Raw genomic sequence first — 15,237 nt, forward strand, 5'->3', positions numbered from 1 at the left:
ATGTCCCGCGCGCGGGACGCCGGGCGGGACCGCGTCTTGTCGGACGGCACACACGTCGAACACTCTTTCCATTACGAAGGCGGATTCATGGCGTTGAACCTGACAGAACCCCACGACGAGAGACTCGACCCCGCCGCGGCCAGATCGCTGGCCGTCCGCGTGAACGGCGTGCGCATTCATGCGAGGGTGGCCGGCGCCGGCCGGGCCGTCGTGCTGCTGCACGGCTGGCCGCAGACGTCGTACGCGTGGCGCAAGCTCATGCCGTTGCTGGCGCCGCACTGCCGCGTCATTGCCCCCGATCTGCGCGGATTCGGCCACTCCGGCAAGCCCGCGGCAGGCTATGACAAGAAAACCGTCGCCAGCGACATCGCCGCGTTGCTGCATGCGCTGCAGATCGACACGGCCTGCATCGTCGGACACGACATGGGCGGCCAGGTCGGCTACGCGTTCGCGGCACAGTATCCGCGACTCGCGGAGCGGTTCGTCTTCATCGAAAGCGGCCTGCCCGGCTTCGGCCAGGAAAAGGCGATGAACGTGGCCACCGGCGGCAGCTGGCACTTCGGCTTCAACATGGCTGGGGATATTTCCGAGGCGCTGGTGAGCGGCCGCGAAGCCCTGTTCGTCCGCCACTTCGTCCGACGCGACACGGTAGGCACCGTCGATCCCGAGTCCATCTCCGAAGCGGACATCGACGTCTATGCGAAGGCGCTCGCCCAACCCGGCGCGCTGCGCGCAAGCTTCAGCTACTACCGCACGCTGTTCGTCGATCGCGACGACAACAAGACGTTCGGAGAAAGGAAACTCGACATGCCCGTCCTCGCCGTCGGATGCGAATTCGGCTATGGCGAAGGGGCGAAAGCCACCATGGAGCAGGTCGCGTCGAACGTGCGCGGGGTCGTGCTGCGCGATTCCGGCCACTATCCCGCCGAGGAGCAGCCGGAACAGCTTGCGGCCGTCCTGCTCGACTTTCTCGCGTCGTGATCGGCCCGGCACGGACCGCGCGCGGCGGGTGCCGCCCCCCGCGCGACGATGCCGTGCGATCGCCGGATGCCGCACCGCGTGCGGCGTACGGTCGAGCGACGCCACGGGTGCACGGCCCGATCCGGCTCGCCGGGCATCACAACGCGGCTTCGACGATCGTCCTGCCGCGAATCGCCCGCTCGACGAGCTGCTCGTCGCCGACCTTGCGGATCGCGTCGTCGAGCAGCCCTTCCGGCGCTTCGGTCGCCACCTTCAGCAAGCCCGACAGGCCGCGCGCGTCGAGCACCACCAGCGTCTCCATCGAATCCGCACGGCTCACGAGCACGCGGCGCAGCGCCGGCCCCGCGCCGAAGCTCGCGCAAAGCGCAATCGTGTCGCTGCCGAGCCGGTAGTCGAAGTGCTTGATCATGGTCTGCCGCCGTTGCCAGAGAATGTCGATGCGCGACAGCGCGCCGCCGTGACGCCGGCGCACCCGCGCATGCCGCCGGCGCCGGACCGGGGTCCGATCCGCTCGCCGGCATCACCATGCTAGGCCCGCAGTATTAACGAAGACTTAAAGAGGCCGCCACGGCGGCAAGCGCGACCGTGCATGCCGCATCCGGCGTCGACGAACCGGCGCCGGCGCGCGGCGTCAGGCAACCTCAATCAGCATCGAGCGGCTCGACCGTCACGCCGACCTTCAGCTCCTGATCCGCGCCGCCGCCGCGAATCACGCCGCGCAACGGCGTCACGTCCGCATAGTCGCGGCCGATCGACAGCATCACGTAGTCGTCGCCGGGCGCGCGGTCGTTGGTCGGGTCGAGCTGCAGCCAGCCGTCGTCCTCGGGCCACGCCGGATCGTACACCGCGACCCACGCATGAGAAGCATCCGCACCGATCAGCCGCGGCTGCCCGGGCGGCGGCTGCGTCAGCAGATAACCGCTCACGTAACGCGCGGCCAGCCCGAGCGAGCGCAGCGCGCCGATCATCACGTGCGCGAAATCCTGGCAGACGCCCTTGCGCAAGCGCAGCGCGTCGAGCGCCGACGTCGTGATGTCGGTGCTGTTCGGCGTATACGCAAAGTCGGCGTGCACGCGCCGCATCAGGTCCCATGCGGCCTGCACGAGCGGCCGCTGCGGCGTGAAGCTCGCGGCCGCATACGCGGCGAGCTCGGGATCGCACGCGACATGCGGCGACGTGAACACGAATTCGCTCGCCGCATCGTAAGGCTGCCCCGCGCGGAACCGCAGGCGGTCGCGCACGGCTTCCCACGCGGTCGCATGCGCCGCGTCCGGCCGCGCGATCGCGGGCGGCGGCTCGCCGCGCGCACCGAGCGACCACACGGGCGGCGTCACGCACACCGTGCTGCGGCTGCGCACGAGCAGCGCGTCGTGCGCCAGGTTCAGCGCGAACGACGCGCGCGCGTTGCCGAACGCATCGATCTCGGTGCAGACCGACTCCGGCGCGGGCTCGATGTCGAGCGCGAACGACAGCACCTGCTGGCGCGGCGTCACGAGCGGCTGCAGGCGAGCCTGGTGCTGCGCCGATTCGACGCGCGCCGCATAACGGTATTCGGTATCGTGCGTCACGCGCAGCAACCGGCCCGGCGCGGGCGCGGCGACGGCCGCCGCGGCCGGTGCCGGTGCCGATGCCGGTCGCGCGTTGGCCGCACCGGACGGCATTTTTGCCGCACCTTTCGTCGTCACCATAGTGTCCTGCCCGCCTCGCGCACGTGGCTGAAATAGCGTTCGCCGATCCGGTTCGACAGCTCCCAGACCGCCCTCGTCGTCTTATCGAGCGCGTCGAGCAGCCGGTCGTGCCGGCCGCCTTCGTCGGTCTCGCACAGCTCGTGCAGCGACCACGCCGGCACGTCCGGGATCGTCTCGGCCAGCTCGGACAGCGCATAGCCTTCGCTGCGCTCCACCTTCGTCAGGCGGCTGCGCATGGCCTGCACGACCCACCCGAGCGAGTGCGGATTGTCGGTATCGAGCACGACGAGCGACAGCAGCGGCGCGACGTCGAAACCGCGCTGGAAGCGCGAGCGGAACGTAATCGAGCTGTCGAACAGCTCCAGCACCAGCTCGAAACCGTCCTGCCGGTGCACGGCGCCCTCCTCGAACGCGAACCGCAGCACGCTGCAGAGGAAATCCAGCCGGTCGATCTGCCGGCCGATCGACAGCAGCCGCCAGCCGTCGTCGCGCGTCATGTTGTCGGTCTGCGCGCCGGTGATCGCGCCGAGCAACAGGCCGAGGCGGCCGAGCAACTGCAGCGCCTCGTTGCCGAGCTGCTCTTCCGCTTCCGGATGGTCGGCGCTGTCCGCGAACAGTTGCGTCGCGTCGTCGATCAACCGCCACTGGTCGCTCGACAGCCGCTCGCGGATCGCGGCTGCCGCGCCGCGCATCCCGAACAGGCACGATGCAATGCCCGACGTGCGATCGGCGCCGCGCGTCAGCGACGTCGCGAGCGCGTGCTGGAACGCGCGCGGCGCATGGACGGCATTCGGCGCATCGGCCGCGACCAGCCCCGTGTCCCGGCACAGCGTGTCGATCAGTTCCAGGTGCGCGGGGCTGTCGACGTCGTCCTCGCCGCGCAGCCGTTCGAGCGCCGCGCGCGCGAGGCGCATCAGGTTGGTCGCGCGTTCGGTGTAGCGGCCGAGCCAGAACAGGTTCTCGGCCGCGCGACTCGCGATCGCGCGCGGCCGCTCGACGAGATCGTCGGGGCCGAGGTGTGTCTGCAGCAGCGTCGTCGAATCGACGATGCCTTCGGTCATCACCCAGGTATCGACGGTGCTGCCGCCGCGCGGCATCGGCGCGTTGAACAGCGTGTCGCGCGTACCGACCCGCGACAGGCCGCCCGGCAGGAGCCGCCAGCGCTGCTCACCGTCGGCGAGCGCGAAGACGCGCAGCAGCAGCGGCTTCGGCACGATGCGCGCGCTGCCGTTGACGCCGTTGCCGTCGGGTGCGTCCTGGCGCGGCCAGGTCGGCGCCTGCGACAGCGGCAGATCGGCCTGCACCGTGTAGTGTTCCGGCCTCGCGAGGATCCGCGCGCGCCACTCGGCGAGCTGCGCCTGCGTGAGCCGCGCGCCGATCACCGGCTCGAACGAGCCGCCGGCCTGCACGTCGGGCGGATAGGTCGGTTTCACGATGCCGCGCGCGAGCTGCGGCAGCGCGTCCTCGCACGCGGCCGTCTCGCCGCACCACCACGAATGCAGGGCCGGCAGCGTCAGCGTTTCGCCGAGCAGCCCTTCCGCCAGGCGCGGCATGAAGCCGAGCATGGCCGGCGATTCGAGGAAGCTCGAGCCCGGCGCATTCGCGAGCAGCACGTTGCCCGCGCGCACGGCCTGCAGCAGCCCCGGCACGCCGAGCATCGAATCGGGCCGCAGTTCGAGCGGATCGAGCCATGCGTCGTCGACGCGCCGCAGGATCCCGTGCACGGGTTCGAGCCCGCCCAGCGTCTTCAGGAACACGCGGTTGTCGCGCGCGGTCAGGTCGCCGCCCTCGACCAGCGTGAGGCCGAGGTAGCGGGCGAGATACGCGTGCTCGAAATAGGTCGCGCTGTGCGGCCCCGGCGTCAGCAGCACGATCCGCGAGTTCCGCGCGGCCGGGCTGAGCGCCTGCATGCTCTGCAGCAGCGCGCGGTAGGCGGACGCGAGCCGCTGCACGCGCAGCCCGCGAAACCCGCGCGGAAAGAGCCGCGACACGATCAGCCGGTTTTCCAGCAGGTAGCCGAGCCCCGCCGCGCCCTGCGTGTGCTGCGCGACGATCCGCCACTGACCGTCCGGGCCGCGCGCGAGATCGAACGCGACGACGTGCAGCCACGTATCGCCCGGCACGCACGCGCCGCGCATCGCGCGCAGGTAGCCGGGATGCCCGGTGACGAGCGCGGGCGGCAACAGCCCGCGTTCGAGGATCGTCTGCGGCCCGTACAGGTCGGCCAGCGTCGCGTTGAGCAGCCGCACGCGCTGCAGCACGCCGCGCTCGATCGCGACCCAGTCCTCGGGCGTGACGATCAGCGGCAGCAGGTCGAGCGACCACGGGCCGACCGCGCCGTCGCCGGCGCGCTGCTCGTGGAGCTGGTAGAACAGCCCGTTCTCGCGCATGCGCCGGTGCAGCGAATCGGCGCGGCGATCGAGGTCGGCCACGCCGTCGCTGCCGATCGATGTGAAAAAGCTGCGCCACGCGGGTGCGAGCGCGGGCGCGTTCAGGCCCGCCGCGCTGCCGCGCAGTTCGTCGTAACGGCCGGCGGCCGCCGGCGCCGCAAGCGCGGCGGCCAGTTCAGCGGCGTCCGGCTGCGTGCCGGTATCGAAAAGCGTGGGCATCGCGTCGGGAGCGGCGAGATGATCTAAGTCAATGGGCGGCACGATGTCGTTCCGTCGTCAGGGGGCGGGCGCGCACGCGCGCCGCCGCGCCGATGGCGAGCCGCGGCGCACGGCGCGCGGCCGCAATCTGCCCGCATCCTAGCATTCCGGCGGGGCCGCCAGCAGCCGGCGCGCCCGGGTACCGCACACCGTGCATCGTCATTCGTCCCTTCATCGTCCGCTCAAGGCCGCCGCAGGTCGAGCGTGAACGGGAACTCGCGGCTCGGCGCGGCCGCCGCGACCGTCATCCGCCCCGGCGTATGCCCCATCTCGACGAAGCGCGCGAGCCGCCGGCTCTCGGCCTCGTACGCATTGACCGGGAACGTCGCGTAGTTGCGACCGCCCGGATGCGCGACGTGGTAACGGCAGCCGCCGAGCGAGCGCTGCAGCCACGTATCGACGATGTCGAACGTCAGCGGCGCATGCACGCCGATGGTCGGATGCAGCGCGGACGGCGGCGACCATGCCTTGTAGCGCACGCCGGCGACGTACTCGCCGACGGTGCCGGTCGGCTGCAGCGGCAGCGCGCGGCCGTTGACCGTCACCACGTGGCGGTTGTCGTTCAGCCCCGTCACGCGCACTTCGAGCCGTTCGACCGACGAATCGACGTAGCGCACCGTGCCGCCGGTCGCGCCCTCTTCGCCCATCACGTGCCACGGCTCCAGCGCGCCGCGCAGCGACAACTGCATGCCGTTCACCGCGATCTGGCCGAACAGCGGGAAGCGGAATTCGAAATGCGGCGCGAACCACGCCGGATCGAACGCGAACCCGGCATCGCGCAGTTCGGCCAGCACGTCGTCGAAATCCATCTGGAGAAACGCGGGCAGCATGAAACGGTCGTGCAGCGCGGTGCCCCAGCGCGTGAGCGGAGTCGTGTACGGGGCGGCCCAGAAGCGGGCGACCAGCGCGCGCAGCAGCAGTTGCTGCACGACGCTCATCCGCGCATGCGGCGGCATCTCGAACGCGCGCAGTTCGAGCAGGCCGAGCCGGCCGGTGGACGAATCGGGCGAATACAGCTTGTCGATGCAGAATTCGCTGCGGTGCGTGTTGCCGGTCACGTCGACCAGCAGGTTGCGCAGCACGCGGTCGACGAGCCATGGCGGCATGTCCTGCCCGAACAGCAGCTTGTTGCGCTGGATCTCCGCGAATGCGATGTCGAGTTCGTAGAGCTGGTCGTTGCGCGCCTCGTCGACGCGCGGCGCCTGGCTCGTCGGCCCGATGAACAGCCCCGAGAACAGGTAGGACAGCGACGGATGGTTGTGCCAGTACGCCACCAGGCTCGCCAGCAGGTCCGGGCGGCGCAGGAACGGGCTGTCGGCCGGCGTCGCGCCGCCGAGCACGAAGTGGTTGCCGCCGCCCGTGCCGACGTGGCGGCCGTCGACCATGAACTTCTCGCTGCACAGCCGCGACTGCCAGGCGGCGTCGTACAGGAATTCGGTGTGATCGACGAGTTCGTCGAAGTTCGTGGCCGGATGGATGTTCACCTCGATCACGCCCGGATCGGGCGTCACCTGCAGCACCTTCAGCCGCGCGTCGCGCGGCGGCGGATAGCCTTCGAGCACGAGCTTCACGCCGAGCGCGTGCGCGGTCAGCTCGATCGCGCCGAGCAGGTCGAGATAATCCTCGAGCGCGGCGAGCGGCGGCATGAACAGGTACAGGATGCCGTTGCGCACTTCGACGCACAGCGCGGTGCGGGTGATCCATGCGGCCGATTCGAAACGCTCCGGCTGGCGCCGCGGGTCGTGCGAGGCGGCCCGCCTGCTCGCGGCCGCGCCGTCGTCCCGCCATTGCATCACGGTCTGCGCGGCCGCTTCGCGATGCACGCCGGACAGGTAGCGCGGCGCGTCGGCCGGGCCCGCATAGCGCGCGCGGATCGCGGCGGCGTCCGGCAGCGCGGTGCGCGGCGCGAACGGGTCGCGCTCGGCCAGGTACGGATAGTCGGCGCGGCTGGCCCACGGCAGCGAATCGAGCGGCAGCCGATAGCCCATCGGCGAATCGCCGGGCACGAGGTACATGCGCTCGTCGCGGAAGAACCACGGGCCTGTCTGCCAGCGCGGCCCGTCCAGGCCCGGCGCGTCGTCCGTGCGCTTCACCGGCAGCACGTAGCCGACCACGCTGTCGAGGTGCTGCTCGAACACCTTGCGCAGCCGCGCGCGTTCGAGCTCGTCGTCGAGGCGCGAGTCGAACGGATCGACGTTGACCGGCAGCCGGCGCTCGCGCCACAGGTAGTACCAGACATCCTCGTAGCCGGGCCGGATGAATTCGTCGGTCAGGTGCAGCCGCGCGGCGAGCGCATCGATGAAGCGCTTCGCGTCGTCGGTCGTATACGCGGAAGGCTCGCGCTCGTCGGCGAACAGCGACGGGTCGTGCCACACGGGCTGGCCGTCCGCGCGCCAGAAGATCGACAGCGCCCAGCGCGGCAGTTGCTCGCCCGGATACCACTTGCCCTGCCCGAAATGCAGGAAGCCGCCGTCGCCGTATTCGGCGCGCAGCCGCTGCACGAGTTCGGTCGCGTAGCCGCGCTTGGTCGGGCCGAGCGCATCGGTGTTCCACTCCGCGCCGTCGCGATCGTCGATCGACACGAAGGTCGGCTCGCCGCCCTGCGTGAGCCGCACGTCGCCGGCCGCCAACGCGCCGTCGACCTGCGTGCCGAGCGCGCGCACCGCGTCCCATTGCGATTCCGTATACGGCTTCGTCACGCGCGGCGATTCGTACACGCGCGTCACGGACATCTCGTGCTCGAACGCCACTTCGCATTCGTCGATCAGCCCCTCGACCGGCGCGGCGCTGGTTGGCTGCGGCGTGCAGGCGAGCGGAATGTGGCCTTCGCCGGCGAGCAGGCCCGAGGTCGGATCGAAGCCGATCCAGCCCGCGCCCGGCAGGTAGACCTCGCACCACGCGTGCAGGTCGGTGAAGTCGACCGACGTGCCGCTCGGGCCGTCGAGCGACTTCACGTCGGGCGTGAGCTGGATCAGGTAGCCCGACACGAAACGCGCGGCGATGCCGAGATGGCGGCACAGCTGCACGAGCAGCCACGCGCTGTCGCGGCACGAACCCGACGCGAGCTCGAGCGTCTGCTCCGGCGTCTGCACGCCCGGCTCCATCCGCACGAGATAGCCGATGTCGCGCTGCAGCTGCTGGTTCAGCGCGACGAGGAAATCCACCGTGGCCGCCGGCGTACGGTCGACGCCGTCGAGATACGTCCGGAACAGCGGCGACGCGCTCGTCTGCGGATCGCGCGCGAGATACGGCGCAAGCTCGGTCTTCAGCGCGTCGTCATAGCTGAACGGATACTGCTCCGCGCTGGCTTCGAGAAAGAAGTCGAACGGGTTGTACACCGACATCTCGGCGACGAGGTCGATCGTGATCTCGAAGTGCTCGGTGCGTTCGGGAAACACGAGCCGCGCGAGATAGTTCGAGAACGGGTCCTGCTGCCAGTTGATGAAGTGCAGCGCGGGTTCGACCGTCATCGAATACGCGAGGATCGGCGTCCGGCAATGCGGCGCGGGCCGCAGCCGTACGACCTGCGGGCCGAGGTTGACGAGCTGGTCGTAGCGATAGCGGGTGGTGTGGTGCAGCGCGACGTGGATGGACATGAGAGCTCGGTTCGGGTTGAGCCGGCCGCGCACGCCGCGTCGCGTGCGACGCGGCGGCCCGGCATGGCGGATTCGGCGAAAGCGCGCGTCGGGTCAGACGAGTTCCGGCGACTGCACGACGCTGATCTCGATGCCGACGGCGGTCGCGCCGAGCCCCGTCACCGGCTGCGCGTCGCGATAATCGAGGCCGACCGCGATGCGCACGTAGCGCTCGTCCGGGCAGCGGTTCATGAACGGATCGAACCCGACCCAGCCGAGCCCTTCGACATAGGCCTCCGCCCACGCATGGCCGGCCGGCTGCTGCATCAGCGCGGCGGCTTGCGTCTGCCCGCCGAGCGCCGCCTGCGCCTGCCCCTGCGACTGGGCGGCATGCGACGCGCCGAGCGCCTGCTGCATCCCCTCGCCGCTCTGCAGCGCGAGCGCCTCCTCCTCGCCTTCGTCGCCCGCGTTCTGCTTCGCGTCGGCGATGCGCTGCATCGCGCTGTCGGCGAGCACGTAGCCGGAGATATAGCGCGCGGGAATCTTCAATGCGCGTGCCGCCGCGATGAACGCATGCGCGTGGTCGCGGCTCGTGCCCTCGCCGCTTTCCAGCGCGGTTTCGGCGTCGACGGGCGCGTCGGCGGCCAGGTTCGGCGCGTATGCGATGCGGCCGTGCACCTCGGTCATCAGCCAGTGCAGCGCGTCGAGACCGCGCGGATCGATCGGCAGCGCCTCGGCGAGCGCGCGCACGATGTCGCCCGCTTTCGTCAGCGCGGTCTCGCGCTCGAAGATCCACGGCGGCGCATAGCCTTCAGGATTGCCGACTATGCCCGCGCGGTCCTGCGTCTCGACGACGCCGGCCGCAATGACGACGATCTCGGCCTTCGCGCCGCGGTCGTGCCGCACCAGGTCGATCCGGTTGCCGAGCCCGTCGGCGTACGACAGCGTCGGCTCGACGCCGTCGATCGTCACCTGCCACGCGCGCACCGTCTGCCCGGGGCCCGACTGCGGGCGCAGCCGCAGCCGTTGCAGCGCATGGGTGGCTTGATCGTCGAACTGATAACGCGAGATGTGTCGGATGGCGAGTCGCATGGCAAGTCTCAGTCGAAGTTGTAAGCCTGGGCGATTTCGAGCCCGAGGCTGTTGTTGCGGCCGATGAAGTCGGTCAGGAACTCGTGCAGGCCGCTCTTGAAGATCCGCTCGACCGAGGTGTCGGACAGCATCTGCAGGATCTTCGCGGCCGTGTCGTGACACGGATGTGTCACGCCATAATCCTTCGCGAGCAGGTTCAGGCTCGACACGACGCGTCCGTAGCAATAGCGCAGCGATCGCGGCATGCGGCCGTTCAGGATCAGGTAGTCGGCGATGTTCAGCGGCTTGTACTGCACGTCGTACACCCAGCGGTACGAACGATGCGCGGCCACGCAGCGCAGGATCGTCTCCCACTGGTAGCTGTCGAGGATCGTGCCGACGTGCGACACCGACGGCAGCAGCAGATGGTATTTGACGTCGATGATCCGCGCGGTGTTGTCCGCGCGCTCGATGAATGCGCCGATCTGCGCGAAATCGAAGATCTCGTTGCGCAGCATCGTGCTGTAGAAGCTGCCCAGGATCAGCGCGGTTTCGCGCTTCACCTGGTCGAGCACGCCCGGCAGCTCGCTTTCCTGCACCGGCTGCGCGAGCGCGCGGCGCAGCGCGAGCCACGCGCCGTTCACGCTTTCCCAGGCCTCGCGCGTGAGCGCCGTGCGCACCATCCGCGCGTTCGAGCGCGCCGCCTCGATGCACGCCAGCACGCTCGACGGGTTGTCCCGGTCGCGCAGCAGGTAGTCGGTTACGGTATCGGACGCATATGCGTCGTATTTCTCCCGATAGCCGTCGTCGGTGCCCGAGCTGACGAGCACCGACGACCATTCGGCCGGCGCGTCGGACGTGCGCGTGAGCGCCATCCGCAGCCCGGCATCGACGATGCGCGCGATATTCTCAGCGCGCTCGATATAGCGGTACATCCAGTAGAGACCGCTTGCAGTACGTCCCAGAAGCATCTCGTGTCCACTCCGTCTTCGTTCGGTTCGCGCGCCGGATACGGCGCGTGCGATAGCGTCCGGCTCAGTCGGCCAGCACCCAGGTGTCCTTGGTGCCGCCGCCCTGGCTCGAGTTGACGACGAGCGAGCCCTCTTTCAGCGCGACCCGCGTGAGCCCGCCCGGCGTGATGCGGATCCGGTCCGACACCAGCACGAACGGCCGCAGGTCGACGTGGCGCGGGGCGAGGCCGGCCTCGGTCAGGATCGGCGTGGTGGACAGCGCGAGCGTCGGTTGCGCGATGTAGTTCGCCGGGCGCGCGCGCAGCTTCGCGGAGAACGCCTCGATCTCGGCCTTCGACGCGCACGGCCCGACCAGCATCCCGTAGCCGCCCGAGCCGTGCACTTCCTTCACGACCAGTTCGTCGAGATGCTCGAGCACGTACTTCAGGCTGTCGGCCTCGCCGCAGCGCCAGGTCGGCACGTTCTCCAGCAGCGCCTTGCGGCCCGTGTAGAACTCGACGATCTCCGGCATGTACGAGTAGATCGCCTTGTCGTCGGCGATGCCCGTGCCGGGCGCGTTCGCGATCGTGATGTTGCCCGCGCGGTAGACGTCCATGATCCCCGCGACGCCGAGCACCGAATCGGGGCGGAACGTGAGCGGATCGAGGAACGCGTCGTCGACGCGCCGGTACAGCACGTCGATCGGCTGGAAGCCCTCGGTCGTGCGCATCGCGACGCGGCCGTCGATCACCTGCAGGTCGCTGCCCTCGACGAGGTGCACGCCCATCTGGTCGGCAAGGAACGAATGCTCGTAGTACGCCGAATTGTGGATGCCGGGCGTCAGCACGGCGACGGTCGGGTTGTCCGCATTGCCGCCCGGCGGGCACACGGCCGCGAGCGACTGGCGCAGCATCTGCGGATAGGTCTCGACCGGGCGCACCTTCACCTGCTGGAACAGCTCCGGGAAGAGCTGCATCATCGTCTCGCGGTTTTCCAGCATGTACGACACGCCGGACGGCGTCCGTGCGTTGTCTTCCAGCACGTAGAACTCGTTCTCGCCGGTGCGCACGATGTCGACGCCGATGATGTGCGTGTAAACGTTTCCGGGCGGCCGGAAGTCGATCATCTCCGGGATGAACGCTTCGTTGTGCGCGATCAGGTGCTTCGGCACGATGCCCGCGCGCACGATTTCCTGGCGATGATAGATGTCGTCGAGGAACGCATTGAGCGCCATCACGCGCTGCTCGATGCCGAGCGACAGCCGGCTCCATTCCGCGCCCGAGATGATGCGCGGGACGATGTCGAACGGAATCAGCCGCTCGGCGGCCTCCGAATCGCCGTAGACGGCGAACGTGATGCCCGTCTTGCGGAACACGCCTTCCGCGTCGTGGGCTTTCTGGGCGAGGCTCGCGGGATTCTGCGTGTCGAGCCACTGCTTCAGGCGCGCGTAAGGCGCCCTTACCATGTCGCCGGATTGCAGCATTTCATCGAATGGCTTCATCGATCTTTTCTCCATCGATCGTTTTCCCCGGCATTGCGCATGCCGGACCGGCGTACTGACTGCATCGCAAGGAACGTGCCTTGCGCGATCCCTTCGATAATCCCCCCTTTTTTGCGCCGCGTCAGGCACGCCCGGGCGGCATTGCGCACCACGACGGTGCAGCGCCCCGCACGACGGGCGACGCCGGTGCGTCGCCGCTGCGCACGGTCCATGCTGCGCCGCGACTTTCAAACATAGTTCCCCCGCGTGTCACGAATATGCAATCTGCACTGCACAAAAAACGGCCTGCCCGGGCACCGGACGACCGGAACGAACGGATGGGGAGGCGGGCCGGTACGCGCACGGCGCAACCGACCCTGGGGGGAAGTACCGTCTGCGGCCTGGCCGGCAGTTCGACGCGATGAACTGTCCGGTTAGCCGGGTCCGGCACCTCAAACCTAAGCAACCGTAATCCCGCCGACAACGCCCATGCATATTTAGACTGGAACCCATCGAAAAAAAACATCGTCCCGACCGGCGCGAGGCGCGGTACGCTAGAACGTTAGTGCAGCGAAGCGGCGCCGCCTCTTTGGCGCCCGACTATAAAAAGCGACGATCGAAATGGAAGCAAAGTGGCTGGAAGATTTCCTGAGCCTTGCGGATACCAAAAGTTTTTCCCGGGCCGCGCGTAATCGGCACCTCACGCAGTCTGCATTCAGCAGACGAATCGCCGCCCTCGAAACCTGGATGGACGCGAAGCTGGTCGACCGCAGCATCAACCCGATCGCGCTGACGCCGGCCGGACAGATGTTTCGCGGGCTCGCCGCGGACATCCTGCGCAGCATGTATGCGGCGCGCAATCTCGTGAACGGCTACGACCAGTTCGCGGCCAGCGACCAGGTCGTGCGTTTCGCGGTCGCGCACACGCTGGTCTTCACGCTGTTTCCCGAATGGCTCAAGCAGCTCAACGGCGAAGTCGGCCACGTGACGGCGCGCGTCAACGCAGTGAACGTGCCGGAAGGCGTGCAGCATCTCGTCGAAGGCGAATGCGACCTGCTGCTCGGCTATCACCATCCGCAGTTGCCGATCGTGCTCGACCCGAACCACTTCCCGTTCGTCAACCTCGGCGTCGAGCGGATCCTGCCGGTATCGACGCCCGATGCGCTCGGCAAGCCCGTATTTCAGCTGCCGGGCGCGCCCGACGCGCCGCTGCCGCTGCTCGCGTATTCGTCGGGCGCGTTTCTCGGCAACATTGTCGAGATGCTGCTGCTGAACGCGACCGAACCGTATGCGCTGCATCGGTGCTTCGAGACGCACATGTCCGAGGCGTTGAAGGGCATGGTCGTGGCCGGGCACGGGATCGGCTGGCTGCCGGAAAGCTGCGTCGCGAAGGAACTCGCGGAAGGCACGCTCGTGTGCGCGGGGTCCGGCGACTGGATCACCGAACTCGAAATCCGCCTGTATCGCTCGGCGCGGAAGCGCGGGCTCGCGGCCGAGCAACTGTGGACCTACATCATGAACCGGCCGCGCGCGGCGGTCGAAAGCGCCGCCGGCGCCGCGCAAGCGGCCGCGCCGGCGCGGATCGTGAAACGGGCATCATCGGGCGGCGCACGGTAACGCGACGCGGCCCTCATCCGCCCGCCGGCCGTCATGCGCCGAACAAGCGCTCGTCGACGACGGCCAGCCCGCCGCATGCAACGAGGTCATCGATCGGTTCGATCATGTCGCCGAACTCGGGGGCTCGGCCCAGGGTCATCTCGAGTCGCGTTGCACCCGCAGACCTCTTGATCCTCCGCTCCAGGAAATCGATCATCGCGACCACGCCGATTCGCTCCAGCCATGCGCCGAGCAGATCGGCCGGCGCTCTCCCTGCCGGATTTGCCTGACTGGCGCTGCACTCGGGCCGCCGGCCGTATAGACTGACGCCCGGCTCGTTCCGGCAGCGGCACGCCTCCCCGCGTCATCGCCCGGACCGCCCCCTCCACGGAGAACGAATGCTGAAGCGTCGCCTGTTTTCTCTTTTGCTGCTGACGGTCTGCCTGATCGGACAACGTGCGTCGGCCCAGTCCACGCTGGAACTCGAGACCGACGGCACGGCTCGCGCCCTCACCCCGCAGACGCTGCTCGCGCGCCCCGATGCAACCAGCATCCGCGTGCCCCGCGACATTGCGTACGGGCGGCCGATGACGTTTCGCGCGGTGCCGTTCGCGGCGCTGCTCGGCGACGCGTCGCTGCCGGCCGACGGCGTGCTCGAAACGCGCGCGGCCGACGGGTTCGCCGCCCAACTACCGCTGGATCTGGTGCGCCGCCGCGCACCGGCCCGTGCCGTCCCGTGGCTCGCGATCGAGGATCCGGCCCACCCGTGGCCGAAGCTGCCCGGCAAGCAGGTCAGCGCGGGGCCGTTCTATCTGGTCTGGCTCGGGCCGGATGCGGCGTCGGTGCGCGGCGAGCAGTGGCCGTTCCAGATCGTGCGCATCACGCTCGAATCGTCGCCGCTCGCGCGCTGGCCGTCGCTCGCCGTCGATCCCGCGCTGCCCGCCGACGATCCGGCCCGCGTGGGCCAGCGCCTGTTCGTCACGCAGTGTCTTGCGTGCCACCGCCTCGACGGCGCGGGCAGCAGCCACGCCGGCCCCGACCTGAACACGCCGATGAATCCGGTCGACTACTTCAAGCCCGCCGCGCTGCGCCGCTACATCCGCAACCCGGCGTCGGTGCGCGACTGGCCGGGCCGCAGCATGCCGGCGTTTCCGCCCGACCAGTTGAGCGACCGGGAACTCGACCAGATCGTCGCGTATCTCGGCTATGTGGCGCGGCGCAAGGCCGGCCAGTGACGAACTATCGGAC

Annotated in this window: 12 protein-coding genes; 3 read left to right on the forward strand and 9 right to left on the reverse strand. The window is 69.3% G+C overall.

Annotated features, from left to right (window positions below; genetic code table 11):
• Window positions 1–93: 93 nt before the first annotated feature.
• A complete protein-coding gene (locus GQ57_RS01160; RefSeq protein ID WP_200880648.1) occupies window positions 94–981 on the forward strand; it encodes an alpha/beta fold hydrolase in 888 nt (295 codons plus the stop codon).
• 136 nt (window positions 982–1,117) lie between these two features.
• Here GQ57_RS01160 and GQ57_RS01165 read toward each other — a convergent pair whose 3' ends face one another.
• The 8 genes from GQ57_RS01165 to GQ57_RS42955 all read right to left on the reverse strand — a co-directional run bounded on the left by GQ57_RS01165 (window position 1,118) and on the right by GQ57_RS42955 (window position 12,626).
• Window positions 1,118–1,390, reverse strand: coding sequence for a hypothetical protein (locus GQ57_RS01165; RefSeq protein WP_031401431.1), 273 nt, complete (start codon window positions 1,388–1,390; stop codon window positions 1,118–1,120).
• Between the two features lie 232 nt (window positions 1,391–1,622).
• Window positions 1,623–2,669 carry a transglutaminase family protein gene (locus GQ57_RS01170; protein WP_034196812.1) on the reverse strand — a complete coding sequence of 349 codons (1,047 nt, stop codon included), beginning with the start codon at window positions 2,667–2,669 and terminating at the stop codon, window positions 1,623–1,625.
• On the reverse strand, window positions 2,663–5,278 hold the full coding sequence (locus GQ57_RS01175; RefSeq protein WP_034196813.1) for a circularly permuted type 2 ATP-grasp protein: 2,616 nt from the start codon (window positions 5,276–5,278) through the stop codon (window positions 2,663–2,665). The genes GQ57_RS01170 and GQ57_RS01175 overlap by 7 nt, the downstream gene beginning before the upstream one ends.
• 221 nt (window positions 5,279–5,499) lie before the next feature.
• On the reverse strand, window positions 5,500–8,913 hold the full coding sequence (locus GQ57_RS01180) for a transglutaminase family protein (protein WP_031401434.1): 3,414 nt from the start codon (window positions 8,911–8,913) through the stop codon (window positions 5,500–5,502).
• Window positions 8,914–9,006: 93 nt separating this feature from the next.
• Window positions 9,007–9,984 (reverse strand): transglutaminase family protein, encoded by a 978-nt coding sequence (locus tag GQ57_RS01185; RefSeq protein WP_031401435.1) that lies wholly within the window; start codon window positions 9,982–9,984, stop codon window positions 9,007–9,009.
• Window positions 9,985–9,992: 8 nt separating this feature from the next.
• Window positions 9,993–10,934: an alpha-E domain-containing protein gene (locus GQ57_RS01190; RefSeq protein ID WP_031401436.1), complete on the reverse strand. Its 942-nt coding sequence runs from the start codon at window positions 10,932–10,934 to the stop codon at window positions 9,993–9,995.
• A 64-nt stretch (window positions 10,935–10,998) separates the two neighbouring features.
• The gene (locus GQ57_RS01195) at window positions 10,999–12,414 is read right to left on the reverse strand and encodes a circularly permuted type 2 ATP-grasp protein (protein ID WP_031401437.1); all 1,416 of its coding nucleotides are present in this window, start codon (window positions 12,412–12,414) and stop codon (window positions 10,999–11,001) included.
• Window positions 12,411–12,626, reverse strand: a complete 216-nt coding sequence (locus GQ57_RS42955) for a hypothetical protein (protein WP_160257495.1) — start codon at window positions 12,624–12,626, stop codon at window positions 12,411–12,413. The genes GQ57_RS01195 and GQ57_RS42955 overlap by 4 nt, the downstream gene beginning before the upstream one ends.
• 388 nt (window positions 12,627–13,014) lie before the next feature.
• On the opposite strand from GQ57_RS42955, the gene GQ57_RS01200 reads away from it, so the two are divergent.
• Window positions 13,015–14,010 carry a LysR substrate-binding domain-containing protein gene (locus GQ57_RS01200; RefSeq protein ID WP_034196814.1) on the forward strand — a complete coding sequence of 332 codons (996 nt, stop codon included), beginning with the start codon at window positions 13,015–13,017 and terminating at the stop codon, window positions 14,008–14,010.
• 31 nt (window positions 14,011–14,041) lie between these two features.
• Here the strand turns inward: GQ57_RS01200 and GQ57_RS42960 are convergent, their stop codons facing one another.
• On the reverse strand, window positions 14,042–14,206 hold the full coding sequence (locus GQ57_RS42960) for a hypothetical protein (RefSeq protein ID WP_160257496.1): 165 nt from the start codon (window positions 14,204–14,206) through the stop codon (window positions 14,042–14,044).
• A gap of 181 nt (window positions 14,207–14,387) precedes the next feature.
• Between GQ57_RS42960 and GQ57_RS01205 the strand changes: the two genes are divergently transcribed.
• Entirely contained in the window at window positions 14,388–15,224 is an 837-nt protein-coding gene (locus tag GQ57_RS01205; RefSeq protein WP_034196815.1) for a c-type cytochrome, read from the forward strand.
• The last annotated feature ends 13 nt before the right edge of the window (window positions 15,225–15,237 follow it).

Origin of the sequence: Burkholderia sp. MSh2, assembly GCF_000731655.1 — a bacterium.
Classification (GTDB): Bacteria; Pseudomonadota; Gammaproteobacteria; order Burkholderiales; family Burkholderiaceae; genus Burkholderia; species Burkholderia paludis.

Bases quoted from the DNA above. Each gene is read 5' to 3' on its own strand.
- GQ57_RS01185 (WP_031401435.1), bottom strand. From the start codon at position 9,984: ATGCGACTCGCCATCCGACACATCTCGCGTTATCAGTTCGACGATCAA.
- GQ57_RS42955 (WP_160257495.1), bottom strand. From the start codon at position 12,626: ATGGACCGTGCGCAGCGGCGACGCACCGGCGTCGCCCGTCGTGCGGGG.
- GQ57_RS01165 (WP_031401431.1), bottom strand. From the start codon at position 1,390: ATGATCAAGCACTTCGACTACCGGCTCGGCAGCGACACGATTGCGCTT.
- GQ57_RS01205 (WP_034196815.1), top strand. From the start codon at position 14,388: ATGCTGAAGCGTCGCCTGTTTTCTCTTTTGCTGCTGACGGTCTGCCTG.
- GQ57_RS01200 (WP_034196814.1), top strand. From the start codon at position 13,015: ATGGAAGCAAAGTGGCTGGAAGATTTCCTGAGCCTTGCGGATACCAAA.
- GQ57_RS42960 (WP_160257496.1), bottom strand. From the start codon at position 14,206: ATGATCGATTTCCTGGAGCGGAGGATCAAGAGGTCTGCGGGTGCAACG.
- GQ57_RS01195 (WP_031401437.1), bottom strand. From the start codon at position 12,414: ATGAAGCCATTCGATGAAATGCTGCAATCCGGCGACATGGTAAGGGCG.
- GQ57_RS01180 (WP_031401434.1), bottom strand. From the start codon at position 8,913: ATGTCCATCCACGTCGCGCTGCACCACACCACCCGCTATCGCTACGAC.
- GQ57_RS01175 (WP_034196813.1), bottom strand. From the start codon at position 5,278: ATGCCCACGCTTTTCGATACCGGCACGCAGCCGGACGCCGCTGAACTG.
- GQ57_RS01170 (WP_034196812.1), bottom strand. From the start codon at position 2,669: ATGGTGACGACGAAAGGTGCGGCAAAAATGCCGTCCGGTGCGGCCAAC.
- GQ57_RS01190 (WP_031401436.1), bottom strand. From the start codon at position 10,934: ATGCTTCTGGGACGTACTGCAAGCGGTCTCTACTGGATGTACCGCTAT.